The 25,614-nt window shown below is 41.9% G+C and carries 23 protein-coding genes and 1 CRISPR repeat array; of the genes, 4 read left to right on the top strand and 19 right to left on the bottom strand.

The genetic code is table 11. From position 1 onward, the window contains the following. Nucleotides 1–55: 55 nt before the first annotated feature. From ED605_RS14690 to ED605_RS08080, 10 genes are all read right to left on the bottom strand, one after another. The gene (locus ED605_RS14690) at nucleotides 56–1,669 is read right to left on the bottom strand and encodes a surface layer protein SlpB (protein ID WP_191981360.1); all 1,614 of its coding nucleotides are present in this window, start codon (nucleotides 1,667–1,669) and stop codon (nucleotides 56–58) included. Nucleotides 1,670–1,978: 309 nt separating this feature from the next. After that, nucleotides 1,979–2,250: direct repeats of the CRISPR family, unit length 28 nt; unit sequence GGATCACCCCTACATACGTGGGGAATAC. 151 nt (nucleotides 2,251–2,401) lie between these two features. Then, nucleotides 2,402–3,070, bottom strand: coding sequence for a type I-E CRISPR-associated protein Cas6/Cse3/CasE (gene cas6e / locus ED605_RS08120; RefSeq protein ID WP_121978409.1), 669 nt, complete (start codon nucleotides 3,068–3,070; stop codon nucleotides 2,402–2,404). 12 nt (nucleotides 3,071–3,082) lie between these two features. Continuing rightward, nucleotides 3,083–3,808: a type I-E CRISPR-associated protein Cas5/CasD gene (cas5e, locus tag ED605_RS08115; RefSeq protein WP_121978408.1), complete on the bottom strand. Its 726-nt coding sequence runs from the start codon at nucleotides 3,806–3,808 to the stop codon at nucleotides 3,083–3,085. Continuing rightward, the gene (cas7e, locus tag ED605_RS08110; RefSeq protein WP_121978407.1) at nucleotides 3,789–4,901 is read right to left on the bottom strand and encodes a type I-E CRISPR-associated protein Cas7/Cse4/CasC; all 1,113 of its coding nucleotides are present in this window, start codon (nucleotides 4,899–4,901) and stop codon (nucleotides 3,789–3,791) included. Before cas7e ends, cas5e begins: the two co-directional genes overlap by 20 nt. A gap of 41 nt (nucleotides 4,902–4,942) precedes the next feature. Then, entirely contained in the window at nucleotides 4,943–5,560 is a 618-nt protein-coding gene (gene casB, locus ED605_RS08105; protein WP_121978406.1) for a type I-E CRISPR-associated protein Cse2/CasB, read from the bottom strand. Further along, the gene (locus ED605_RS08100; RefSeq protein WP_121978405.1) at nucleotides 5,557–7,353 is read right to left on the bottom strand and encodes a type I-E CRISPR-associated protein Cse1/CasA; all 1,797 of its coding nucleotides are present in this window, start codon (nucleotides 7,351–7,353) and stop codon (nucleotides 5,557–5,559) included. The genes casB and ED605_RS08100 overlap by 4 nt, the downstream gene beginning before the upstream one ends. 1 nt (nucleotide 7,354) lies before the next feature. Beyond that, complete coding sequence (gene cas3, locus ED605_RS08095) at nucleotides 7,355–10,180, bottom strand: CRISPR-associated helicase Cas3' (protein WP_121978404.1); 2,826 nt, start codon at nucleotides 10,178–10,180, stop codon at nucleotides 7,355–7,357. Between the two features lie 1,096 nt (nucleotides 10,181–11,276). Next, on the bottom strand, nucleotides 11,277–13,085 hold the full coding sequence (locus ED605_RS08090; RefSeq protein WP_121978403.1) for a hypothetical protein: 1,809 nt from the start codon (nucleotides 13,083–13,085) through the stop codon (nucleotides 11,277–11,279). 178 nt (nucleotides 13,086–13,263) lie between these two features. After that, nucleotides 13,264–14,142: a hypothetical protein gene (locus ED605_RS08085; protein WP_121978402.1), complete on the bottom strand. Its 879-nt coding sequence runs from the start codon at nucleotides 14,140–14,142 to the stop codon at nucleotides 13,264–13,266. Nucleotides 14,143–14,400: 258 nt separating this feature from the next. Next, nucleotides 14,401–16,134: a GW dipeptide domain-containing protein gene (locus tag ED605_RS08080; protein ID WP_121978401.1), complete on the bottom strand. Its 1,734-nt coding sequence runs from the start codon at nucleotides 16,132–16,134 to the stop codon at nucleotides 14,401–14,403. 367 nt (nucleotides 16,135–16,501) lie between these two features. Between ED605_RS08080 and ED605_RS08075 the strand changes: the two genes are divergently transcribed. Continuing rightward, nucleotides 16,502–16,996, top strand: coding sequence for a hypothetical protein (locus ED605_RS08075; RefSeq protein WP_162919780.1), 495 nt, complete (start codon nucleotides 16,502–16,504; stop codon nucleotides 16,994–16,996). A gap of 219 nt (nucleotides 16,997–17,215) precedes the next feature. Here the strand turns inward: ED605_RS08075 and ED605_RS08070 are convergent, their stop codons facing one another. Both ED605_RS08070 and ED605_RS08065 read right to left on the bottom strand, forming a co-directional pair. Next, the gene (locus ED605_RS08070) at nucleotides 17,216–17,446 is read right to left on the bottom strand and encodes a hypothetical protein (protein WP_121978399.1); all 231 of its coding nucleotides are present in this window, start codon (nucleotides 17,444–17,446) and stop codon (nucleotides 17,216–17,218) included. A gap of 197 nt (nucleotides 17,447–17,643) precedes the next feature. Continuing rightward, complete coding sequence (locus ED605_RS08065) at nucleotides 17,644–18,129, bottom strand: TspO/MBR family protein (protein WP_121978398.1); 486 nt, start codon at nucleotides 18,127–18,129, stop codon at nucleotides 17,644–17,646. A gap of 241 nt (nucleotides 18,130–18,370) precedes the next feature. Between ED605_RS08065 and ED605_RS08060 the strand changes: the two genes are divergently transcribed. Together ED605_RS08060 and ED605_RS08055 are read left to right on the top strand one after the other, a co-directional pair. Then, nucleotides 18,371–18,742 (top strand): hypothetical protein, encoded by a 372-nt coding sequence (locus ED605_RS08060; protein ID WP_121978397.1) that lies wholly within the window; start codon nucleotides 18,371–18,373, stop codon nucleotides 18,740–18,742. A gap of 147 nt (nucleotides 18,743–18,889) precedes the next feature. Beyond that, nucleotides 18,890–19,135, top strand: coding sequence for a hypothetical protein (locus ED605_RS08055; protein ID WP_121978396.1), 246 nt, complete (start codon nucleotides 18,890–18,892; stop codon nucleotides 19,133–19,135). 59 nt (nucleotides 19,136–19,194) lie between these two features. On the opposite strand, the gene ED605_RS08050 is transcribed toward ED605_RS08055, so the two are convergent. Together ED605_RS08050 and ED605_RS08045 are read right to left on the bottom strand one after the other, a co-directional pair. Then, nucleotides 19,195–19,653: a Panacea domain-containing protein gene (locus tag ED605_RS08050; protein WP_121978395.1), complete on the bottom strand. Its 459-nt coding sequence runs from the start codon at nucleotides 19,651–19,653 to the stop codon at nucleotides 19,195–19,197. A 21-nt stretch (nucleotides 19,654–19,674) separates the two neighbouring features. Beyond that, the gene (locus ED605_RS08045; protein WP_121978394.1) at nucleotides 19,675–20,307 is read right to left on the bottom strand and encodes a carbonic anhydrase family protein; all 633 of its coding nucleotides are present in this window, start codon (nucleotides 20,305–20,307) and stop codon (nucleotides 19,675–19,677) included. A gap of 115 nt (nucleotides 20,308–20,422) precedes the next feature. Here ED605_RS08045 and ED605_RS08040 point away from each other — a divergent pair, with 115 nt between their 5' ends. Next, nucleotides 20,423–20,737, top strand: a complete 315-nt coding sequence (locus tag ED605_RS08040) for a hypothetical protein (protein WP_121978393.1) — start codon at nucleotides 20,423–20,425, stop codon at nucleotides 20,735–20,737. 104 nt (nucleotides 20,738–20,841) lie between these two features. Here ED605_RS08040 and ED605_RS08035 read toward each other — a convergent pair whose 3' ends face one another. From ED605_RS08035 to ED605_RS08015, 5 genes are all read right to left on the bottom strand, one after another. Beyond that, nucleotides 20,842–21,828 carry a LacI family DNA-binding transcriptional regulator gene (locus tag ED605_RS08035; protein ID WP_121978469.1) on the bottom strand — a complete coding sequence of 329 codons (987 nt, stop codon included), beginning with the start codon at nucleotides 21,826–21,828 and terminating at the stop codon, nucleotides 20,842–20,844. 239 nt (nucleotides 21,829–22,067) lie between these two features. Then, nucleotides 22,068–22,610, bottom strand: a complete 543-nt coding sequence (gene hxlB, locus ED605_RS08030) for a 6-phospho-3-hexuloisomerase (RefSeq protein ID WP_121978392.1) — start codon at nucleotides 22,608–22,610, stop codon at nucleotides 22,068–22,070. Beyond that, the gene (locus ED605_RS08025; protein ID WP_121978391.1) at nucleotides 22,607–23,230 is read right to left on the bottom strand and encodes an orotidine 5'-phosphate decarboxylase / HUMPS family protein; all 624 of its coding nucleotides are present in this window, start codon (nucleotides 23,228–23,230) and stop codon (nucleotides 22,607–22,609) included. The genes hxlB and ED605_RS08025 overlap by 4 nt, the downstream gene beginning before the upstream one ends. After that, complete coding sequence (locus ED605_RS08020) at nucleotides 23,230–24,189, bottom strand: sugar kinase (protein WP_121978390.1); 960 nt, start codon at nucleotides 24,187–24,189, stop codon at nucleotides 23,230–23,232. Before ED605_RS08020 ends, ED605_RS08025 begins: the two co-directional genes overlap by 1 nt. A 37-nt stretch (nucleotides 24,190–24,226) precedes the next feature. Further along, a complete protein-coding gene (locus ED605_RS08015) occupies nucleotides 24,227–25,435 on the bottom strand; it encodes a gluconate:proton symporter (protein ID WP_225419090.1) in 1,209 nt (402 codons plus the stop codon). Between the last annotated feature and the right edge of the window lie 179 nt (nucleotides 25,436–25,614).

The raw sequence follows: 25,614 nt of genomic DNA, 5'->3' as shown, positions 1-25,614 counted from the left end.
CAAAAAGAACCAAGCCATCATCCAGCTTAGTTCTTTCAAAGAATATAATGATTGATTATTTATCATAGCTACTATTGGATGGAACACTAGCAGTAAGATTAACACTAACTGGTGTGCTGCTACCAAGCGTGCCATCCGAAGCAGCTGAGGTTGCGGTATAGTTCAGGTGATACCAACGCAATACGTACTGTTGGCCAATTCCAAGGAAGCCGCCTTCCTTAACAAACTGTGGATACATCGGTGACTTAACGCCCGTTACCCGGCTGGCAATGTCACTGGCTGAAAGTTTTGATCCGTTGACACCGTGGAGCGTTGGTACGGATGATTTGAGGTATTCCTTCTTAGCTTCTGCTAGATATGCGGCGTTAATTGCGCTGACATCGTTAGCAGTTGAGATAATTGGTGGATTCATTGCAAACATCAATTTTTGATAATCAGAGTTATTACTAGATTGCATCTTATACAATTGGGAAGCGGTAAAGGTCCCTGGTGTCATTGCAGGTAATTTAAATGGCAGAATAGTGAAAGATGACCATCCAGTATTTTTAAAACTAGGTGCAGCAGAATCACTAATCACAGGTCCATCTTCAGCAGTCAAACCATTTGGCACAACTGAAAGGGTTGCCTGCCCCAATGCAAGTGTCTTAATTGTGACTGACGAGCCATACTTAGCCTGAGCTAGCGCACTAATCTGATCCTGACTTAAGGTACCATTTGTACTGCTACTTGAAAGTGAGTAACCGGTTCCAGCCAAGGCCGTATTAATTTGACTTGTGATTTGAGAATTGTCATTGGCGGACAATGACCAAGTTGAGCCATTTAGCGTTCCCAAAGTTTGGCCTTTTGTGCCATTACCATAGTTAAGTACTTTAATGGTATTACCATTCGGGTCAGTCAACACAATCCGCACCGCATTATTGGTGGTTGGTGTTGAGCTATTGGAATTAGAATTGGTTGAACTGCCGCTAACCTTGGTTAAGCCTGAATAAAGGATCCAACCGTTGGCAGCTGAATTGGCGGAATCAGTTGCGCTAATGTGAACCCATAAATCACCTTCACGAGTTCTGGTAGCTGCCTGATCAATCTTAAACGTCTTATTGGCATACGGACTGGAATCTGTAATTTGCCGGCCAACTTTATACTGAGTCCAAGCTGGCTGTTTATAGGTTACGGTTTTGCCATCATTGGCAGTTCCCGGATTAGTAATTTTAAATGTCCCCGTTTGCTGATCATTGGACATCGCCGTATATTTCGTTGTGCTATATTGAGAAACCCCACCATAGAAATCCGAATCACTCTTGCCACCATAAATCCAGCCACGATACTGGCCGTCAAACGTAACAACCTTATAATAAATGGAACCACGATTCGTTCGTGCAATGCGGTAAGCCCGGACATTGTTCTGAGAACTCGATGAATTGGCAAGGCTTTGTAGTTCACTGGATGAAGCGACCAATTTTGCTCCTTTTAAAGTTCCTGCTTTAGTATAAAGCGCATTGCTGCCAGTAAACGTAACGTTTCGATCATATGGATTCATCGACAACGTTCGATTTGATGTGACTTTCGCGTAACTTTTGGCGCTGGCCTGCTGGTTCCCAAAGCCAGCAGCCGCAAAAAAGCTTAGTGTGGCTGCTGAAATAAACAGCGACCGCTTAAGGTTTAGCTTCATATAGATTATCCCCAATACTTATTATTTGATACTACGATTTTTATTTTACTGCAAATTTCTTTTCATTACTATATCATAATGATTAGCATTTGATTGCAAATATGCAAAATAAAGCAGTTCTTACGCTTTTCGAAATCACAAGAACTGCTTTTTAATATTTTGGAAAAATAATATCATTAAAACGTAATAATCCACAACTAGGCTACCATCGATTTCATCAACAAAGCTAAAAGTGCAGCATAAGTGAAAATCACCCCTTACATTCGTGAGAAATACAGAAAGCTAGATACGTCGGCAACCAACTGATAAGAATCACCCCTACATACGTGGGGAATACTAAACGGTGTTGATATTGGCATCCTTAAATTCGGGATCACCCCTACATACGTGGGGAATACAATTCCAGGTCTTTTAATAATTCCATTATGTAAGGATCACCCCTACATACGTGGGGAATACTCCATACGCCTGTTGGATTTTTTCCACCAGACAGGATCACCCCTACATACGTGGGGAATACTGGGCCTGTTCTTTAACGTTCTATTAGAACTTGGGATCACCCCTACATACGTGGGGAATACACTAAGCAAACGTTGATATAATAGTGCTTTAAAATATAAGAATCATCATTTTTCATTAGTTTCAATATCAGAATCAAGGTGGCTTTTGTATCAGCTACCGTCAGATTCTAAAATTTTAGACTTTTCTGCGTCAATACTAGCTAATCCTTATTTAGCTTAATGGTACCACCGTCATCAAGCCCATACCAAAAGCTTTCTCACGACCGATTCCATTTACCAGAGTTTTCTTAAATCGCTCCAAATCACCGATCTGAAGCAGTCCTTCAAATGTCACCCGGCTCAAACGAATCGTTCGGTGGCCCTTTCGAAGAATTTGGTAGTCTCGATTCACAATATTAAACGCCCATGTGTCTTTCGATTTAAGGAGATCGCTATGAACCTGTTGTACCAAATGGAACCCCAACTTCTCAGCTCGCTTTATCAACCAGTTGCGTTGATTATCGATGGTGATGTGCGGCACAATTCGCGGTTGTTTACTTCCCGGTCTTTTGATTGCATAAGTTGGATTGGCCGTTAAACGAAACTGCATGATTTGATTTTTTCTCAAACGATCTAAAAACTGATCATACAATTTAGTGACAGCGGTCCCCGGAACTCCATTAGATTCCATTTGTTGCAAGTCCGGAACTTCTTCGCTTACCAGTAATAAATACTTCTTACCATCCAATGGATCAATTCGCCAAAGGTGGCGACCACGTTTTCCAGCTTTAATTTCACTCGGAAAACATTGTTCCACCCAATTATGGTAAGCGCCAAGATGCGTGAGACCCTTAATTTTCTGCCGATTGCCGACATCAATTTCAACACGTGATAAATACATATATATTCCCTCCTAAAGAAACCGCATCGGATTATGGTGCGTGTCTGGCCCACTATCATTCATTCGATTTCCATCTCTCCAAATTATCTTCGTAATCACATTACTTTCTACTACAGCTCTAAAGCCATGCTGACGGTGGCTTTGATCAAACGACTTAACGGTATCTTTAACCAAGAAACTTTCAGCATCCGGTACTAGATTAGCATCACCCAACACTTTCAACTGAATAGAATCACGCCCCTGATAATGCTGATATTGATACCATTCATCAGCTTGACAAGATAACTGCTTTAGAGCTGTCAACGGATTGGTATTCTTGAATACTTTCGTCTTTAAGATCCCTGCTGGGACATTTGCCCTTCTCCCTAGAAATAATTGATACTTGGGATGGTGTAACGCCTCATCAATATCATCAATCAATTGCTCATCGTCGCTTCCAATTGCGACAACAAAGACTGCGTCCTGCAAATAATCACGATGAGTTGTATAGGAAGACTTAGCAGTGTGAACGGTCTGAAAATCAGTTAATAGTTTTCCCGGCTGATCAATTCTTACTGCGAATTCTAACCGGTTGAATATCTGAATTTTTGAACAATCTCGTTGATACCCAAATGCCGCCGAAATCATCCCGATAACTGCACTCTTGGATGGATAATTACTGGTCGTTCGAATATTAAACGGGGCTTCGTTTCCATATGACTGCAAGAGGCCAGCAAGCCTAATCGTTATGGTCTTCATCTTGCACCGCCTTTGATACCACATCAGTAACTTGGCTCAGCAATTCAGATAACTTATCCACCCGATTTTCGATTATTGAATTATACTTGCGTTCTGCCAAAACAACCGTTAAAAGTGGGGCGTCAACAAATTGTTGTGTTTCATCGTATTCCGTTTCCAAAGCCTCAATTGACTTGGCAACATAACCATTATCTGCACTAACTGGTGTTTCAAAAGCCGTTATTAAATTAACGGGCGTGTCCGTACGAACGTTGATCATTACATAATTCGGAACGGTTTTATTAGCAAATGTATGTTGCTTGCCAGTTGGCATAGTGGATATAAATACTTTTATAAAATCCTTTGCTGCTTCCACTGTATTAGTGGTTCCCAGATTCTCGCTTAACTCTTTGACATTCAAATTAGCGTATCGATAAAGGGTTGCTGAATTATATTCAATAGTTCCCAACATCGCGGCGCCACTTTCACTCTTTTTTGATAAATCATCAGTTGCCGTAAAGTAGTCAAACTCCGGAACGACTTCATGAGTAGAAATCGCATGTGCCACTTGAGCAGCCCCTTCAACATTCAATTCGGCATCATCGGCAACCATTCGGCCAAAGAGTGCCAAATCTAAGGTTCGATCCCCAGATAATACTTTTTCAATTTCCTTCTTTGTTTTGCTAGTAATATTTTTCTGCTTTAAAATGTCATGCGCAGTTACATATTTAGCAAATTTTTTGATTTGACCATGACTTACCATTAACAGCGCACTTGATTTATTTTTATTCCCCTTCTCGGTCTCAAATTTAATACCGAATTTTTTCAAAACGGCAACGGCTTTTTGAGTTGCTGATTTGTCATCAAGAGACTCGTCAACGGCTGCTAAATCTTTAGATAACTCTTCAACCACTTTCTTTGTTCGAATACCATTCTCAATGTTGTCCGTTTCAAACCCCTTTCGCATTGCATACTTCCAGCTTTGAGATGACACTCGCGAGCGAGTAACACCACCATATAGAGCGGTTTTCGGTGCGCCATTATCATCACGATTAATATTCGAAGACGGAACCGTTTGAAGAACATTAATGTCAATATATAAATTTTGAGTCATTATTTTCTTACTCCCTTATCAGTCGTTAGTTGTCTGATTAATTAATAATATTCTTGTCCCCATTGAAGACGTGTCGCGTTAGCACTAATATAACCTTCCTGAAAAACAAACAAGTCCTTTGCTAATCGAGGATAATCAATTTGAGGGCCCGTGTACTTAGCTTTGAGAATACCAACCAAATGGGCCAACGCATTAATAACTCCATGAATATTAGTCATGCCAAGTAGTGCGTCGATCCGCCGGTCCAAAGAATCTCGCATCCCCTGAACATTCCGTAATTGCGCCAACGCGGTAAAAAATGTGGCCCCGTTGCCTCTACGCGAATTACCAAATTCCACCCGGTCGCTTCCTTGCTGATGAATCGCATAAAAGTGAATTGCGGTATACAAAGCCGTTTCGACATTAGTGGGCGTTCCAGAAATGCTCAGAATTTTAGCTTTTGGAGCTTCTTGGCGAATAGTTGTATCCAACTTTTCTAACTGACTCATAATTAATGGCCAGACTTTCTGTGCTCGGGGACTGCTGATGGTTGCTGCTCCTCGAGCCCCGGCTAGGGCGGCCCGATTTAAATTGCCATGATTGTATAATTCGCTCATAATTCGAACAGCGCTAGTTTCAATTCCAGTAGCAATCTCATCTTGTATTTTTGCACTCGTCATTTAGTCACTTCTCCCTTTCTCAATCGACTCGCAATATCGTGTTTAAATCGATTCATTGCCATGAAGATATTATGTTTACGACGATTACGGTCCGTATAACCGGCAATATCTCTGGGAGATAATTGCCGTGTAATATTATCCGCAAGTTGAAATACATAATGACGCAGATAATTCATCCATTCTTCACTTTTATCGTCTCGATCATCATCATTACTTAAACCTTCGAGCCATTCTTTAAAAGGCCCATTTAAGCCATCGTAGTATGACGCCATAGCTGCATTAACAAAACCTTGATTGGCAGTTCCCGCGTTACGGATTCTTGAAATATTTGTGATGAAAGTGCGATAGATGGTCCCGACGGATTTCTTATCACTCTCTTTGGTTAAGTCAATCATATTTTCAATTCTTCCAGGCCAATACTGAGACCTGTCAGGGTCTGGGTCAAACAGTACATTGGCCTTAATCCGCATATCATCAAACACCTCAGCCACAGGCATCTGTGATGACGAATTATCGTCCCTTATCAGGGTCGCCGACGCTAATGAGATTGTTGCTTGATTCTCAATCAATCCTCTTTCTTCCAACAGATGTAGCCATTTAACGATTCCAGGCTCAGAATCAACACTAATCTCATCATCATTTTGATTTACGCTGACATACTGACCAAAGTTGCGCCACATTGCAACGTTTACATTACTCAGCCTCTTCTGTGGTGGAAGCCAATGTGTGCCGTCGTTTTGCGTTTTCGTTTTCCGCCAAGTTGTCATCGGTTCAATATACGCTTCGAAATTATTAAACATAGGGATGCCGGCGCTAAAAATCACTGGTTTCCCGGTTTCCCAATCAATGTACAGAAGCCGCGACCACGTTGTGTAGAGTTCAGCAATATTATCGGGACGACTTGTTCCTTTCCGTTTATCAATATACTCAAAAACACTGTTGTATTCCCAGACCGGTTTCTGAGAAACATATCCTTGGTCGTTATTATCATCATGATTAACCAGCACCATGTTCAACATTAGGGTCTCAAAAACTGATTTCCCTTGGATAAAGACTGGATTTAATTTATATAGCCAACCAGCTGGAACACTCATTTTCTCATCTGTTTTAACCTTTGATTTGTCAGTGACGCTACTGTAGTTTTCATATGAAATCAACCAACGTACCAGTTCATCTAATGGCATTTGATCCTTATAGGATTCCGACTTTGGTGAAAAGAGGGCAACTTTATTACCGCTTTCAGAAATTTGCCGATTGATCTGGCGAATTGCCACCATTCCCTTAGGCTTTTTTAAAGATATTCGGTCTTTGTCCAAAACTAATTGGTTGTACTGCTCCTCAGTTACCTGATAGAACGGCTGATCACCAAATAGGTCAAATTGCTTGGAATGGTGCTGTAAGTATGTCACCACGATTGTTGAAAAATGTCCCTGGGAATTTAATTGGCGCCATGTTTCTAATAAGTCGGCAACATAACGCTGCGGACCTCTTTTGCCAACCACTTCATATGCGCTAATATCTTCCTCACCAATATCCTCTAGTGTCTCAGGATCCACCTTCAACCATGGGTACGGTTTCCCAGCTGCATCGAAACGCGAATAAACCGTTGTTAGAATGGCCAACAAAAAACGTAAAATCGCTAAGTCCTGCGCTCGTAATTCCCCCGCAAATTGGCGGTAATTTTGGGCATTCTCAAAAAGATTAGTTAGCGATACCGTTTCCTCCCGGTTGGTCCCTCGATCAATCACCTTGATCCACGGCTCAGTTATCAAGTTGAAACTTCGTGCGCTCATACTAATCCTCCTTTGCATAACTTAGACCAAACTTGGTTGAATACGTTAATTTCCATCCGCTTAAGGAAATCTGAAAATGCTCATCTAGTGGCAACGCTAATGATTTCTTTAACCAAGAATTTTCTGCCCAATCCGGGTAATATTTCTTAGTAAGATCTTGCAGCACCTCTAATACACCATTCATATTTCTTTCCGTCACAGCTACCGGAAGTTTGATCAGCTGCTGAGCAATCAACTTAGCATCATCAATGGTCACTTTCTCACCGCGAGTAGTTCCTTCGTCAATTAAGAAATCACCATCATCTGTATGCTGAAGCAGAATCACCTCTAAAGTTGGCTTAATGTCCCGCACAGTTGCATTCGAAATGTATGGGTCCCGGTCAACATCGAAATTCCTATGCTCAAGCCAACTATGAATAGTGGAGTAGCCAAACTGTTGAGGCCGCTTAATTCGAAAAGATTTCGCCTTACATTCTTCATGATCAATAAACTTTCCTTGTGCGTCTTTTGCTTTAAGCAAACCCGGAATTTTTTCTGCTACTTCTCCATCTGTTTCACTGCTATACACCGCCTGTACCAACTTGGAAACCATTGCTGGAATGCTGATCGTATCAGGTAAAAAGTAGTCAGTTTTCATCAACAAATATTTTGAATAGATCATTTCATTCCCCTTACCATATTTGCCAGCTCCAGCAATCCCGGTGATAAACAATTGTGGTACTTGCAAATTCTTAGGCCGCTGAATCTGATGACGATGGAGCCGGCCAGCTCTCTGTAAAAGCAAATCAATTGGTGCGATATCCGTGTACAAAACGTCAAAGTCGATATCGAGAGACTGCTCTAAAACTTGGGTGCCAATAATAATCATTCGATTAGGCCGATGACCGTCTTTGCCAATATCATCCTGAAGTTGTTGTGTCAGTCTTTCCCGTGTCGTTTCCAAAAAAGAGCCGTGCAATAGCATCAATTTGATTTCTTTTGGAACCAATTTAGTCAATTTTTGTGCTCGAATAACTGTATTAACGATAATTCCGGCTACACCGCCGCCTTTTAACTGGCTAACCACTCGATTGATTAGCTCATCATCACTCGGATTAATTCGGTTAACTTGAATCTGAAATGGTGACTGATCATTTCGGCCCGGAAATTTTGTGATTTGGGTTAACTTCTTGCCATCCAAAATGCTAACCAACGGATATGATTCAGTAGTTTCCCAATCTTTTGGCGCAATTTCCGGTTTGATAAACTTTTTGGGACTCAGGGAACCATACTTTCCAGTTAAGTAACTTTTAATTAATCTTGATCGTTTATCTTTTGGCAACGTTGCCGATAAAACAATGATGGGAACATGGTAAGCGCCTAACCACATGATTGTTTGCTCGAGATACTGGTTCATAAAGACATCTATCGCATGAACCTCATCAATGATGACGACTTTGCCACTCAATCCAAGGTGCTTTAGGAAAAGATGCTTCTGCTTCAAACTCATTTGTAACAAATTATCGATTGTCCCCACGGTAAATTTGGTTAAGATTGACTTCTTACCAGAAAACCAGTCGTTGATCGTCACCGCACCATCGGCATACTTATCATCTGCATCATCAATATTGTTAGCATGCGGAATCCGTTGAAAATGGCGATTAAATTGAGCTTTACTGTGCATTAATCGAATGGACAAATTCTTTTTCTGAGATTTTGCAATTTTACTTAACCAATCATCGACTCGATCAAACATTGAATTGGTTGTCGCTTGGGTGGGTAAGCCAAAGAAAATCCCATCTTCGTGGTCAAAACGAGCCAGTTGTTCAGCTACGACAAGGGCTGCTTCGGTTTTCCCGGAACCAGTGCTGGCCTCGATAATAACCATCCCAGGTTCCTTGGTGTGATTAACCGCTTCGATAACCGCCTTTTGGACAGGTCGCGCACGAAAGCCCCAAAGTTTTTGGTAAGGATCCGAATTCATTTCAATAGCGTGGGGAACCCACCTTCCGTTTAAATTCCAAGCTCTAATCGCTTTCTCAAATCGCACTGACGTATCAACATCACTAGCTATTTGATCGAATGGAATCAAAGGAAAAAGTTCAACTTTATCACTCTGTTTGTTTGTAAAGTACTCACTAGATGCTAACCAATCGGCCATAGTCAGTAAACCAGTTAAAATAACAGCTTGGGGCTGGCCTACCCATGGGATTTCAGAGCCCGACTGATAACCGGCTAAGTGTAATCCATAATCAAACAATTCTTTTTGAGCACATTTCCAGACATCTTGAATAGGGCCTGACTTATCAACCTGGTAATAATTGGACCGAAAATCTTTAATGTTTCTGCTTGGTGCTTTTCCCAACGGAACGCCATGATGGGCACCGATAATGGCACCAACTGACTCATTCACATTAAAATCTTCTCCAAACTCGATCAACGCCTCCCCAGCAGTTGCATGAGGAGATTTTTCAACTAAATTGGGGTTAGGAAGTTTAAGGTCAGAGAAGCCATGATCCCGTAATCGATTGATAAAGTTTCGATCCATTTCAACATCGCAAATACGAGATGGTTTCGTCTGAAATGCAGGGGTTGCCTTGCCGATGTCATGCATAAATCCCAAGAACACAATCAGCTTTTGGATATCTTCATCGGAAAATGCGTCCTGACTTAGCGTTTTCGCTTTTAGGATCTGTTTCTGTCCGCCGCTCAACCAATTTTTGTACAGCCAGTTCATTGTATTTGAGGTGTCAATTAAATGAACGATAAGTGGTAGCCATAGTTGTTGGCCATTTTTATCTCTTCGTTTTTTGCCCCAGAAACCGCTTACGTTTTTTGAAAAATTCATCTTTGGTTTCCTTTCATAATTTCTTATTAACTTCATTGATATCAACAAATACAGTATAGCATACTTTTAAAACACAAATACTGTTATATAAAATATTTTGTTCAACTTCCCTCTCTTTTAGCGTTTGAGTTATTTTTAATACTTTTAGAAGCTATTCTTAATTTTTAGATCCTTCTTTAACTTTACTGATTGATCATCAACAATCACATTTTGATTTTTAAGAAATCACCGATTTAACTATTGAAGACCGGAATACAACGAGCAAATGCCTTAGATGTTGAAATATGTTGTAACCTGCTTCCTGATGACTGAAAAATAGGCTTACGAGTCAAGTTCAACATTATCGTTTGTGCTAGCTTAGTAGCGGCCAAACTAATCAGGGCTTGGTTAACTCGCCTTATGCCAGCTAAAGTTGTCAATTTAGAACACTCTTACAGCAGGAAGTAACTTACCCATTAATGTGCTGCTGCTAGTATTTTCGCCAATCGTTAAACGGCCCCTAGCTGATTAATTAATTTAAGTGAGCTTCAATCATAAATTTTTAGGCCCGGATTAATCTACTGCCCGAATCACCAATTTAATCGAGTTGCCGGCCGTTCTTTAACTTTTCTAAATTATCTAAGTTAAACAGTGAAATAATAATTAGATAAAAGCTGACATATAACGCAATCCAATATAAACTGATAACATATCATCTTCAAAGTTACACTCGATATTTCACCCCCACATACGTGGGGAATACTCTCTTAACACACATATACTAGGATCACCCCCACATATGTGGGGAATACTCTTAACATCCAGTATATCGTAGTTGCAGTTGAAATTCACTCGTCAGTTCAATAACAACTATGGCCTAAGCAGGGTTCAAACCTATATTTCAAATACATAAGCAGTATGAAAAAATAACGAACATCCAAAAACATTATGACAAGTCATAAAAATAACGACGTTTATTCCCACTCTCGCAAAAATAAACGTCGTTATTTATTTAGAAGCGGGTTTTGTTCCCCACTTACGGTCTATTTTTATAAACCATTCGCTTTTAACATTTCACTCGAAGGACCCAATTAAATCTAATTGGGAAACCTAATCATTATTGATAATTGTAGTAAACCACAATTGGATTACCATACGTTCCATCAACAGAGCTGTAAGCAGTATAAGTGATCGAAGCATAGGAAACATTGTAACTACTACTGTCTCCTGAACCTGTTGGACTAAATACTGGATATTGCGGTGAATGAAGCGTCTTCAGATTCCCATTAGCATTAATATATGCCATTACCTGACTTGAATTAAAGTTTCCTGATCCGGGGCCAAATGCCATATTGTTTTGTGCAATATATTGATTCATTGCAGAGTTCTTAAAATTGGCATTAATTTTATCAAGGCCGCTACTATCTGCCTTAATGTCTTTTACCAAGTTGTTCCAAGATTCTCCACTAGTCCCCATGTTTTGGATGGTATTAGCACTATACGAATGGCCATTGATAGTAACTGTCTTCGTATCATATGGAGAATTGGTAGCAGTCATAGCCGTCGAACCAAGCCATGGTCCACCCCAACCGATTGAACGTGGCGTGATTTGGCTAAACTGTGTTTGAGGTGTATTTGTCACATTAACCGTCACACTACCACCAAATCGGCCAGCGGCAATTGCTTGTTGTTGAGCACTGGTTAACTGATTGTTCGTCAGGTAATAACCGGTACCACTCAAAGCGCTGGTGATTAAATTGGTAATCGCAGTATTATCACCACTGTAGAGTGTCCAAGTCGAACCGTTCCAGTAGCCAACTGTGTTATCTCTTGAAGCACCGTTCTTCTGGTAATCAACCGACTTCAATAACGTGCCGTTTGGGGTTACCAAATTGATTCGAACAGCGTTATCAGCGATATTGGATTGTTTAGTAACCGGAACATTGACCGAGCTGCCGAAAGTACCTTGAGCCAAAGCGTTAATCTGGCTCTGACTTAAGATCCCAACGTAATAACCAGTGCCATTCAAAGCCGTATTGATTTGGTTTTGTAAAGCGGTCTGATCATTTGAAGCCAACGTCCAGTTGGAACCATTTTGAGTACCGAGTCGACTGCCCTTTTGAGCACCGTTCTTGGCGTAATCAAATGTCTTAATTACATTATTGTTGTTATTGGCATCAACCAAGTTGACTCGGACTGCGTTGTCAGCAACCGGTGTTTGAGTTAAAGTCAAACCACTATATGAAATCCAGCCGTTAGCTTGACTGTATTGATTATCGGTAGCTTGGATTTTAACCCATTGGTCACCTTCACGGGTTCGTGTCCCAACTTGCGTAATCTTAAAGGTTGCGTTTGCGTAAGGCGTTGAATCCATAATTTGACGGCCAACTTTGTATTGTGTCCATGCCGGTTGCTTATAGGTAACTGTCTTGCCGTCGTTAGCAACCCCAGGATTAGAAATCTTGTACAGGCTGTTTTGCTGAGCCGTACTTAAACTTGTGTTGGTAAACGTGGTGTAAGCCTGTGTGCCGCCACCAAAGCTTGCGGTGCTCTTGCCACCGTAAACCCAGCCACGGTATTGCCGATCAAACGAGACAACTTTGTAGTAGACCGATCCCCGGTTGGTCGTTGCTACTCGGTATGCCCGGAAGTTATCTGATGACAAGCTTGAGTTTGCCAACAATGACGTCGTCGTCTTTGTCGCAACTACTCTGGCACCTCGAAGTGTGCCGGCTTTAGTATAAAGTGCATTACTGCCGGTAAAGGAAATGTTTCGAGTTGCCGGATCAGACGTCATCTTTTGATTTGAGGTTACTCGTGCGTAACTCTTGGCGTTGGCCTGATTAGCATTAACGGTTGCGGTTGCCGCAAACAGTCCTAACGCAGCCATTGAAACAAGCAATGACTTTTTAAGATCAAACGTCATATCTAAAACCTCCCCTAAAACATATCTTTTCCTTTCAACACTTTCATTATAAATCACTCGACATACAGGTGCCATCATTATGCTTCAAAATGAGAAGCGCTTTCTTTCCATATTTAATCATAAAAAAGCATTCGATTCCTTTAATAATCAAAAGAATCGAACGTTAACAAAATGGTTATTAAACTAACTTTTCAAGTTTTAAAAGCGGCGCCTGTTGCCAATTTCCCTGATTTCCCAAAACGTTCAAATTGTACTTTTGCAACGCCGATCGCTGGTGCTTTTCCTTCTGCGACTCCAACCCAACACCAAATTGAAGGGCTCCCTGATAATTAGTAAACATCCCCAAATGTTCATAATACTGTGGATTAGCCAACAGAGCCTTTCCTGACTGAGTCCGATAACCAAGCGTGCTTGCTTTTTGAAGCAGTCGCGTCCAAGCCGGCCCCATCATTGATAAATCCCGATTAACAATTGCCACTAATGGAAATGAGTCGGGCCCTGTTGTAACACCTGTTACCAAAAAATATCGATGGAAAGTTGCTACCGCGTAAGAATTGGTCTCATTCGCAATGTGCCAGTGTTCATCTATTCTGACAAACACACTGCTGGTTTTTATCTCGGGGATTGGAATGATCACCCCCCGAAGCCGGTGACCATTAATCTCATAGCCGCCAATAATGTAATCAGGATGATGAACCCGATTAAATAAATCAATATGCACATCTTCATAGGTAAAATGACCGGCCATTTTGGCATGTCGGACAGTCAATTCCTGTCTAACCGGCACAAAGCCAACGTCAATGTCCAAAAAACTTTTTTTGACTAAATGTGGTAAAAAACCGTGTCCCTGATACTGGGCATCATCCATATGAAGCTCCGGCACATAAAAAAGCACGTTTCCGGGTAACGCGGACTCTTCTTGTGAGCGAACTTGTTTTCCTTGAGGCGGCGCCAAGCGTTTTTGAAATTCAGTCAGTCGGATCGCCAACCCAGTCGCAAGGTCAGCAATATTATCCGGTAAGTTTGTAAAGTGGTCGTTAGAAAATGATTGAGACATTTAATCTCTCCTTAACCCCCGTTCAATTGTACAGTCAATCATGGCATTAACGGGGTTGATGATTCTGATAAAAGTCATTTGATTGTCAAGTAGGCGAATTTTGCCCAAGACATTTAAAACTGTTCGTTCAATTATAGTCGCTTCTGAAGTGAAAAACAATTGACTCATCCTAAAATCAATGGTCACCCTTTTCCCAGTGAACAACGCAAAAAAGCCGTTCGTTTCTATCACAGAAGCAAGCGACTTTTTAATGATCGTTTATTCAGTTGGTTTAGTTGCAATAGTCTTAACTGATACGTTTTTAACCGATCCACCGGCTTGTTCAACATCAACTTGCATGGTCAAATTAGCCTTAACACCAGCTTGGTCAATGGCGATGGTTTTACCATGACCCAAAACTCGTTTCACCTTTTCTGGATTCATACTCTGATCGATCTTGTTGTAGTAGGGATACCTAATCGAGTAGAAAACTTTAACGGCTGCTTTGAAAAGCGTATCTTTAAACCCACTCAAGCCAAGTGCTTTTGAATCAACATCCATTTGGCAATTAGCTGGATTGGCCGGATCTGGAACGATTAGTGAAGCCGGATCCAGCTTCAAGTCAACATTGACTCCTGAAATGCCATTATCATCTCGATCAATTTTAACTGAAATATCGAATTTCAACTTAATCGGCAATTCTTCAAAGAAGGTTTCGACATTGATGGTTAATTGTTTGCCATCTCCCAAGAGATTCTTAACCGTGTTATCCGACATCGGTGACATAATTACCAGCGAGCCCAGATAATTAACCTTGTAGAGGAGGTTAACTGCGGTTTGAATTTGAGATTTCAACTCATCATTCAAGAACATCCCGATGAACCCAGTATTCAATCCGGAAACTTCGGCCTTTGGATTAATCCACTTGATTTGTGAATATGGCACCAGCGTTACCAGTGACTGTACTGTCGGGTTAACAACCACCATATAGTTGCGACCCCCCTCAGCCGTGAATCGTTTGCCGTGACCCAACTTGTTGGCGACTTCAACCAGTGACATTGATTGGTCGTACTTAAACGGCTCGGGAAGATTCTTAATGATGGCTTCTTTATAACTCTTTTGCACCTTATCAATCATCGCCTGATCCGTTTCCTGTGAAAAAGCGTTTTTCATTACTTTAGCGTCAGTATACTTAAATGAGCCACTGTAATTAAGGGAACCACCATTGGAACTGCCGGGATTAGTGGTTGGCGGCTGTTCGCTGGGAGTTGGCACCGGTGCCGGCGTTGATGAACCTGCGTTATCCGGAACAGTTGATTGACCGGCTGTTTTTAACGTTAGCGCCTTACTATTAATCCAGCCGTTAATTTGAGGGTGTTGCTTGCTGGCAACGTAATAGTAAACCAGATCCCCCTTCTCCTGCTCAACCGCACTCTTGATTGACAATGAATCACCAGCGTATGGTGTTGTTGAGTTAATCACTTTGGTCGGTTTATAAGTGGTGGTTTCCGGTACCCGCCAAGTCACATGATGGGTTCCTGGATTGGCAAACCGATACGTTTTTTGCCGTTGTTCGGCCGTTAAGCCAACTTCATGGTACGTTTCTGCTCGAGAAACGCCCCCAGAGAACTGATTAATCTTTTTACCACCGTATACCCAGCCCCGATACTTGCCATCAAAGCTGACTACCTTGTAATAAACCTGTTGGCGATTGGTTTTGGCCACCCGATAAGCTCGGAAATAATGGTCCGGATTTTCCGAACGATCCATTTTCTTCATCGTTTTCTTGGATAATACCTGTTTTTCACCAGTTAAAGCACTTGGCTTGGTATATAACCCGGCTTTACCAGTCGGTTCAACGTTTCGTCGATTGACTTTTGTTTTGAGGGCCTTGTGGTGGGTAATTTTAGTTTTAGCCGCTTCAACGGACCGATCCGATAAAATAAGTGCGCCGCCAACTATTGTCGTCCATGCACTGGCTAGCAATAAGCCACGTTTTATTGATTGCTTCATTTTAATTCCTCCATTATTCTTATGATCATCATAAGAATAACCGATAAAAGTGAATTTAATGTGACCATTGTTTGATTTTTTTATAGAAACTATATGTGAATAGTAATGACGGTGGCAACCGTTTAGTCGACTTAACCAATTGCAAAGCCCTTAATGCTGCTCAATTCTTTTAACTTTAGCGTGAGATGATCAATATTTTTAGAGTATTTTCTAATGGAAGCAATTGAAGTAATGCTAGTCATAAAATTTTCACATATCATTGGTATATTGAATCTTGGATAATCAAGACTTTTAATTTTATTGTGGAAGGTAGGCGTTAATTATTAAAAAAACACCAAAGATTGTATCTTTACTGATAAGCTTAGGGTTGCTATTTGTAGTAGCGCTCACGGTTTATACAACCAAACTGGCCAAATCCTCATTTCAAGGAATGCCTTACAAGTTGCGAGACGAAACTTTAAATCCAAAAACCATTACAACGATTAATCTCAATAAAAAGGGTGATCGCGTTATTCTGGGTTTGACAGCTTTCAACTCAAAGCGTGAACCCGTTTTCTTGGTTGCCCAATATCAAAAAAGAAACGGCATTCAATTCACCACTGGTCAACGAATCATTTGTAACTTAAAAACCGAACAGCATAAACCGGATTCAGGTTACATGTTCAAAAACTTTCACCAATTCAAATTCGGAGTGGTTGGATTAGGTCAAGCAGTCCCTTTATTCGGCCATCAGGGAGCCCATTCAGTTAGTGATGTGCACCCCGCTTCGATTATCAATTACTCAAACTATCGCATTTGGTATACCTTTGCACCATCAAAGAAAATTAACTTAGTAAATTACCAGGGCAATCATCGCAACTAAATTTAAAAGCGGCCATCGTATCGGTAAAACTCCGATTGATGGCCGCTTGAATATATGTTAAAGGAGCTAATTGACACTGAGATAATCCGCTCATCGTTACCAGGACAGCTTCTCCAAGCAGACTCCTGCATGTAAGAGATTAGATGAAAAAATCCAGACCCAGGATTTCCCCATCTAACGCCTTACACTCCGGAGTCTAACCGTTTGGATCCGCTCACTTCACTTCATCACCAGTTCAACTCGTCTAATTGTCGATAACTTTACGAATTTGCTTTGATTCAACATATTGGTAAAAGTTAACCGGCTACCTTTGATCCCCGTTATGTAGCCAACCTTAGCGTTGATTTCTGATGATTGTTCCTGCTGGTTGCCTACTTCCAGTCGAACCATTTGTCCCTGCTGCATTGCATCTAACGCAACATCCATGACAGCCGCCGCTGTTTTATCCATTCGAAAATTCCCCCTTCCGCCAAATTCTTATTATATTGGTGGAAATTTGGAAAAGCAATGGGAAAATGGGGTCACGTTTTAGCAAAATTTTCAAACTCCCTGTTGCGTAAACCATCCAGCATCACTATTTTTTTGAAAAATAAAGTCAGAAAATTTTTTGTCGTTTGGCAACCTGAATTGCTTTTAAATTAAGTGTCTTAATTTAGCAATGCCACTCCACCAGCCAAATAAGTCGCAAACAACAGCCAAGCTAGATATGGAACTAATAACCAGGCAGCGGCCCTGCTGGTTGGGTAGAAACGAATGAGACACCCGATTACCAATAGATCCATGACAATGGTCATCAAAAAGCCCAACCAATACATCTGAGCACCAAAGAAGATGATTGACCAGCCAAAGTTCACAACCAGCTGCAACCCATACCAAATCAGTTGCGGTCGTTTAACTGATTTGGGTTGAACCGCCATTGAAATCAGATAGCCTGAAATCGCCACTAATAAATATAGCGCGGGCCAGACAATGCCAAATAGTTGTCCGGGTGGTGATAATGGTGGCAGTGTTAAACTTTCATAGATTCCACGCACATCACCCGACAAAATCGATGATAGCATGCCCAATAATTCAATCCCGATAATCAAACCAGCCAATAGCCAGTAATTCTGCCTCTGTTTAACCTGTATCATAATCGTTCCTCCTCAATAAGTTGATGAATTAACAATAGCTTATCAAAGGTCGCGGGCTGTCGACTAATTTAATGCCTGTTAGTTACCGTTAGTTTGCCAAACTTAAATTCTGGTGACACTTCTGTAACAGTTATTGTCTAAGCTGATTAAACATGATAATTTAGATAAAGATAACCATTTTGAAAATTAATGACTAACTGACTTTCAGAAATAACTAAAGACTACTAAGGAGCACCAATCGTTGAAATTAAGTCACTACGTTTATCTAGGTCTTGCAACCCTTTGTTTGGGCGTTGCCGGCCTGACCGTTAATGCTAATGCCGACAGCGTCCAACTCACGACCAGCGGGTTGTTTGCCGGCAGATATCAGACTAAAAAATTCCATGGATACCGCATTGAAGCAAAAAACTACGTTCGTTACAACACCGAGTATAATATCAAGCAACACTTGATTCTCTCCAAGTATCGACCAACTCAAAACTCAAAAGTGATTTTCAAATACGGAACTAAAATTGTGCCAACCAGACATCCTTGGATTTGGCATCATGGTAAAAACGATAACCAGATCACCATGTATCGCTACTCAAAAGGCGCCTGGCACAAGTCAGATTAGATTCCATGCCAGCGGCCATCCTTTTTTGATTGGTCTCCTCCCTGACAACTAATATTCTTAAATAACGCCTATTAATATTAGGAGGCTTATGATAAGATGATATTGTGATCGAGATCACATGATATTTTCTGAGGGGAGAATCATCAAATGACTAAACTTAAAATGGCAACTGTGATCACTGCCGTCTCGTTTATGTTTGGCGGGATTGCCGTGGTTCAGCCACCTATGCACGCCGCCGCAAGAACGACCTATGTCTGGATTGCACCGCATCACGGCAAGAAATACCATTACACCCGAAATTGTCGTGGGTTAAGTAATGCCGGCAAAAAGGTCCATGTTACTCTACATTGGGCAAAGGCACACCATTATCGGCTGTGCGGTTGGGAAAAATAATCATTATTAAATTAGCGGCCGGTATGGAACCTAACTTCCATATCGGCCGCTTTAACTTTCTACTTTTCAATTTCGACAACGTGTTTTTGAAAATAGTCCTTAATAATTGCCGGATCGATAACCTGACTTTGGAGCGTGCTTTGCCATGGCCGTTCCCGCATTGTTTGTTGGCTCAACGCAGCGGCCGTTTGATGGCCAAAGGTTTCCTGAACTTCAAAAACAATTTTTAATAATCGATCATCCCGATTAATGGCTCGATAGTTGGCCTCGTCTTGGGTCGTGACGTTTGATGTTACCACCCGCTTGCCACGAAAGTGCTGGTGGATTTGAGCAATTGCGGGGCCATAACGCCAAGCAAGGATATCGTTGGAAAAAGCTTTTTGATCATAGAGTGCTAAATAAGTACCTTGAACATAGTATAGGAGAAACATCAATTTCATCTGGGTCAGCTTTTCGGTTGACGATGACTGGGCATTGACAACAATAAACCAACTGGCCAATTTTGAAAGACTGATCATCCCGATTCATCACTCCCACGATTATTTTGAATAGTATTCGACTGTCCGCCCATTTAAGGATTGAATAGTTCGATTATTTGGTTGAAAATGAGTTTTAAACCACGCTAATTGCTGCTCACTAATTGTCACATTTGGTTTAGTAACTACCAGCCATTCAACGCCTTCAGTTAATGGCGGGGTTGTCAACGAGCCTAAATAATGAAAGCCACTTGGCCGTTCAGGCAGCCAATCCCCCAGCTGAATGGCAACCGGCTTGGTTTGTCCCGCTTCAAACTGATCGATGATTTGTTGGAGCGTGGCATCTGCCTCCCCTTGCTTAACCAGTAATGCAACCACCACCAATTGACCGATCCGATTTTGATGAACCAGGTGAATTTCAAATGGTTGCGCCTGGCCATCAACTAAATGCTCAGCTGGGGCATGAAAGTGAAGTTGAACAAACTGAAATGGGCGGCCAAAAATACTGGCAGCGCCATCACCTAAAACTCGAATAGTCGTTTGATCGTCAATTTCACTGGTTAGCTGATAGGAATCGCGGCGTTCAAACCCTAACCCCATTTCTCGCTGATCGGCGTCTTTTGACCTTAAGTCAATTGGTGATTGCTGTGAACCAAATCCATTAGCCCACTCTGATTGTGTTGTATAATCAAGCATAAGTAACCGTCCTTTCCAAAATCTCGCAAAATGGTATTATTAAAAGCATATCATATATTTGGATTGAAAACGGTCATTGGCACAAATCAAATCCAATTTGGATGGAGGGAAAAATTTGACCTTATTTGCAATCTTTTTGGATGCCATCGCATTAGGCGGCTATTTTTTTCAACTAATTAATGGTGGCCCTACGATTTACCTACTGGGGTTATTTCTCCAGGCAATCATCACCATCGGTTTACTTATCATGACCATCTCTTTTAAGGGCCCCCACTATGCTAATCCATGGACTTACGGGTGGTACACGGCAACTTTCCGTTATGGGATTATCGTCATGTCGCTGGCAATCAACGCCGTCGTTGTTTTCCTTTATGGGTTGAATTATTTCGGGATTAATCACCTAATTTTTTCCGGTTTCTACCCAAAGTGATTAAGCAACGCCACTTAACTAATGCTATCGCTTTAATTTTAAAAAGCCGCTCAAAATCGATTATCGATCGACTCTTGGGCCGCTTTTTTTAGTTTAACTGATGGTTATTTGAATTTGGCCGGAATGACAATCCGATCGGCTGGTTGAGGATGATCCTGCAATTGATTTAGCATCAATTCTGCTGCACTTCCCCCCATCAAATAAGGATTTTGCGAAATCAACTTCAAACGGGGCTCTAATTGGTGAGCATAATCGGTATCCGCAAACCCAGTGGCTGTCACCTTTTGATTGTCAATCAGCTGATCAAAGACCAATTGTGGCACAAATTCTAACAGCCAGCGTTCCTTTAAGCAAAAAATCAGTGTTTTTTCCGCCGTTGCCTGAATTAATTGCACCAGTCGGCGGTACGTTGCCTGATGATTGTGAGCCAACTCAGAAATTTCAATGGCGTCCACATGGTTAAATTCAGCGGTAATTCCACGATACCGTTCTTGACGTGTACGGGCCTTTTTGATTTCGGAAGTTAAGACAATGGCGTGAGTGTACCCTAGCTGTCTAAAGTGTCGACTGACCGAGCGTGCAATCTCATAGTTGTTAACAATCACTTGTGGCCAGGAACTGTGATCAACTTCCCGGTCAACCGTCACGATTGGTAACGGCCGCCGAAGCGCTTCAATAATTGTCTGCGGACCATTAGCCGGCTGCATGATCAGCCCATCAAACATCTGACTACCAATGGTCCGCAACAATTTCCTTTCACGTTGCTCATCAGAGTCCACATCAAAGAGCACCCCGATGTATCCCCGGCTTTCTAAAATGGCACTGATCCCTTTAAACAGCTCGGTTGAAAAGTAATCATCAACATTGGACACAACGACCGCAATCATTTTACTGGAGCGGGTTTTCATTTGGCGAGCTACTGAATTGGGCACGTAATTCAGCTTTTCAATCGCTTCTTGAACGGTTTTGGCCGTTTTAGATGACATTCGCCCCAATTCACCATTTAAATAACGTGAAACGGTTGCCACAGAAACGCCGGCCAGCGCGGCGACATCCTTAATATTTGCCGATTTCTTCCCCTTGTTTGACATTAAATCACCATTTCTCAATTAATTATCAACCTATTAATCATTATTTTAGCACAGTGTTCAGCCCTAAATCATCAATAGCTAAAAGATCAGGGATTGCTTGCTCTCCCAATGGCCGGAGATGACCAAACAATCCCTGATACCGGATGTGTCAGTTTAACAACTCGTTTTAATTCTTAAGGTCATTTTCATAGCTGACCAGATCTAAACTACTTTTTCGTATCTCCTAACCAGTGTCAATCTTATTCCAAATTAGAGTGAGTGGCCTTAGCCGTATCATTTGACACGTGGTCGCGACGACTCAGCATCAGGCACAAGATATCCAATGTAATATGAACACTTTGATCAAACAGGGTACTTAATAATTGAATTGATTTAACCCCATCACCAGCCTTCGTCGCACCTGGAACAACCACTGTGGTATCACCGAGCTTACCCAGAGGGGATTCAGCGTTGCTAGTCACTGCAACAACTTTGACCCCATCAGCCTTGGCTTTTTCGACCACTTCCAAAATGCTGCCAGTCTTGCCGGAGCCGGAAACGGCAACCAACACATCACCGGCTTGAATCGAAGGTGTAATCGTTTCACCAACGGCATAAACAGTGTAGCCGATATGCATCAATCGCATGGCAAAGCCCTTAGCCATTAAACCGGACCGACCAGCGCCGAGCACAAAAATCCGCTTGTCTTTTTGAATTAATTGTTCAGCCGAGGCCAACTGGCTTTCGTCAATTAACCCCATCACTTGATTGACTTCATCCATCACCTGTTTAACTAAACTCATTTTAAGACCTCCATAAATTGTTTTGCACTGGCAACCGGATCCTCAGTTTTAATAATTTTGCTCCCAACAATCACCGATTCGGCAATTCCTTGATCAGCCAGTCGTTTAGCAGTGGCCAAGTCAATGCCGCCGGCGACCGAAATCCGCTTAATTTTGGGGAATTTTTTGTGAAAATCTTCGACCGTTGAGACAGCGTTAAAGCCGGCTGTGGCATCGTGGGAATGATGAATTCCATAAATCACATTTTCAAAGCCCGCAATTTGGTTGACTTTTTGATCAGTAGTTTCCATTAAGTCAATAAACATCTCGCCTTGTCGGTGACGTGTGACATCGTAAACACCTTGTAGCGTATCAGATGAAGCGGCACCCATGACAGTTAAAATATCGCCCTTGGCATCAAAGCCCTTTTCAAATTCATAGGGGCCTTCATCAAAAGTTTTTAAATCCAGTAGTAATTGGGCGTGTGTCAACTCGGGACGCCGTTTACCGATTTCCACCAGCCCATAGTCTTTCACCAATGACGTCCCAAATTCAATAATATCGACAACGTCGTCTAATTGACGCGCCAAGTTAAAGGCATAGCCAAGCGTTACCCGATCAATTGCAACCTGTAATTTCATTATTCATTGACTCCTTCTTTTTCATAGAATGTTTTTAATTGAGCCGGATCCGGATAACCATCATTATCGCCATACGTTTGGACCTGTAAAGCCCCAACTGCATTGCCCCGGATAACCGCCGATTTTAATGGTTTACCTTCCAACAGTGCTGTAATCACGCCAAGGGCAAAGCCATCCCCGGCACCAACCGTGTCAATGACTTGGTCAACCTTAAACCCGGGCACCTCATATTGATCACCCGCGCTGGTTTTGACAAAGGCGCCTTCAGCACCAACTTTAACGATGACGACTTTGGTTCGTTCACCCTTTAGATAGTAATCGGCAATTCTTTGCGGGTCATCAGTACCTAATAGAACTTTCCCTTCTTCGACGCCTGGTAAGACAATGTCTGCTGATCCGGCTAGTTTATTAATCGTTTGAACCATCTTATCCTGGCTCGACCAAAGTGTCGGTCGCAGATTGGGATCAAAGGTCATGGGAATCTTGTGCTCAATCAACCGGTTCAACAATGTGGTAAAGGTTTCTTCGGCCATTTCAGAAATTGCCGGAAAGATCCCAGACATGTGGGCCATTTTGACATCTGACAAATCAACAGCTTCAATGACCTCTTTTGATAAATGCGCCGCTGCCGACCCCTTACGATAATTATACGTTTGTGGATCGCCCTTGGTCACCAACTGTTTTAGCTGATGCCCGGTCCAATATTGAGGATCTCGTGAAATGTAACGGGTTCCCACCCCGTGACTCAAAATCGTTTTGATCACGTAATCCCCAAACGGATCACTGCCGACCCTTGAAATATAATCGGTCGAATGACCCAGACGAGTCGCCCCAATTGCAACGTTTAATTCAGCACCACCCATAATTTTGGTAAATTCGGTCGCATCAATCAGAGAGACGTCCGGCTGCTTTGATGCAAAAGTGACCACTGGTTCGCCAATTGTAATTAATTCACTCATCATTAAATTCCTCACTTTTCGTTTGTTCTGGTTTAATTTAACCACAAAAGTAATAAACCAACACTTCATTAATAATCGAGACAATCCACATCAAAACAACCCCATTTTTCAAGAAGGCGGTTGAGGAAACTTTCATATACTTCAAACCCCAAACGTTCCAAGATTGCGTTAAATCAGTTGAAACCGCCATGATTGACGGGATATACAATAATGGTAACAGAAAGGCGTCATTAAATAGCCCGGTTCCAGATAGCACCGCTGCGGTCGCCGCACCAGCTCCCCAAACATGCAGTGGCCCTCGGAAAAGTGCTAAAGGAGCCAAGACACCGATCGCAATCACCAAAATCAAATGGTTATGCGGTAGAATTGCCGCCAAAATCGGTTTAAAGCGCCCCGCATCCATTTGAGCCGCACCACTAAACATAATTAGTGCCATTAAGAACATGATCAAACCGGCAATATCGGAAATTGCTTGTTGAATCGTACTGTTCAAGAAGTCGACAAATTTTTGATAGCCTTTGAATTTACCAGTTAAAAGCATCGCAATCAAAGTGGCTAAAATCAAGGCCGGAATTGCATCCCAGCTAAACAGCATGTTCATCAAAACCGGAATAACGGGTACTACATAAGCGATCTTTGGTACTTGGGCAATTTGATCAGTTTTTTCAGGTTCGCCAATTATTTCAAGATTTTCTTGAGCTTTAGCCGGGTCAAACCGTTTTCGATTGAAAAATAGAAAGATAATCACGGCCACCAGTTGAATAATCATTGCAAGCCAACCAAAGGCCAAATACCTGCCACCGTACACAGCGTGCGGAAAGAATGCCTTAATTTGATTATACAAAACCACGTTGAGATACATCGGTGCGCCAATTGCCATGGTAAAGGTCGATAATGCTAAATCTCTTGGAATACCGACAGATAGCATAATTGGCAGTAAGATCACGCCAATTGCGATAACGGAGCCCACCCCGTAGGCACTCACAAAAATTAGCGCAGTTACCAGCAATACTAACACGGCTGCCACAAAGGGGTGCTTTTTACCAACTTTATTAGTTTGTTCGGAAATGGCCGGGGCAATCCCGCTATCGACCAGTACACGACCAAACCACGATCCAAAGACAATGTAAAGAATTGTCGGGGCGTAATTAAGCGCTGGTTCAGCAAAAACTTTTTGAATCACTTGATCAGCCGGCACCATGCCGACTATCGACCAGATGATGGCCATCACGAAGAAGCCGATCATCAAGTTACCACCCTTAATGATATAAAAAATGAATCCTGCAAAAGTTAATAATCTGAAACTTGAAAGCTAAAAATTAACCGAACACCTTAGTCGTCCTGGAATAATCCGTCAGAAAATGGAAATTCAAGCTGACACTAATTCCCTGGTCAAAACGGCCGGTAGATGCGTGAGAAAATGGC

The organism is Lentilactobacillus raoultii (assembly GCF_900411375.1).
GTDB lineage: Bacteria > Bacillota > Bacilli > Lactobacillales > Lactobacillaceae > Lentilactobacillus > Lentilactobacillus raoultii.
Note: the sequence above shows the minus strand (reverse complement) of the source record. Positions and strands in the feature narration are given on the sequence as shown.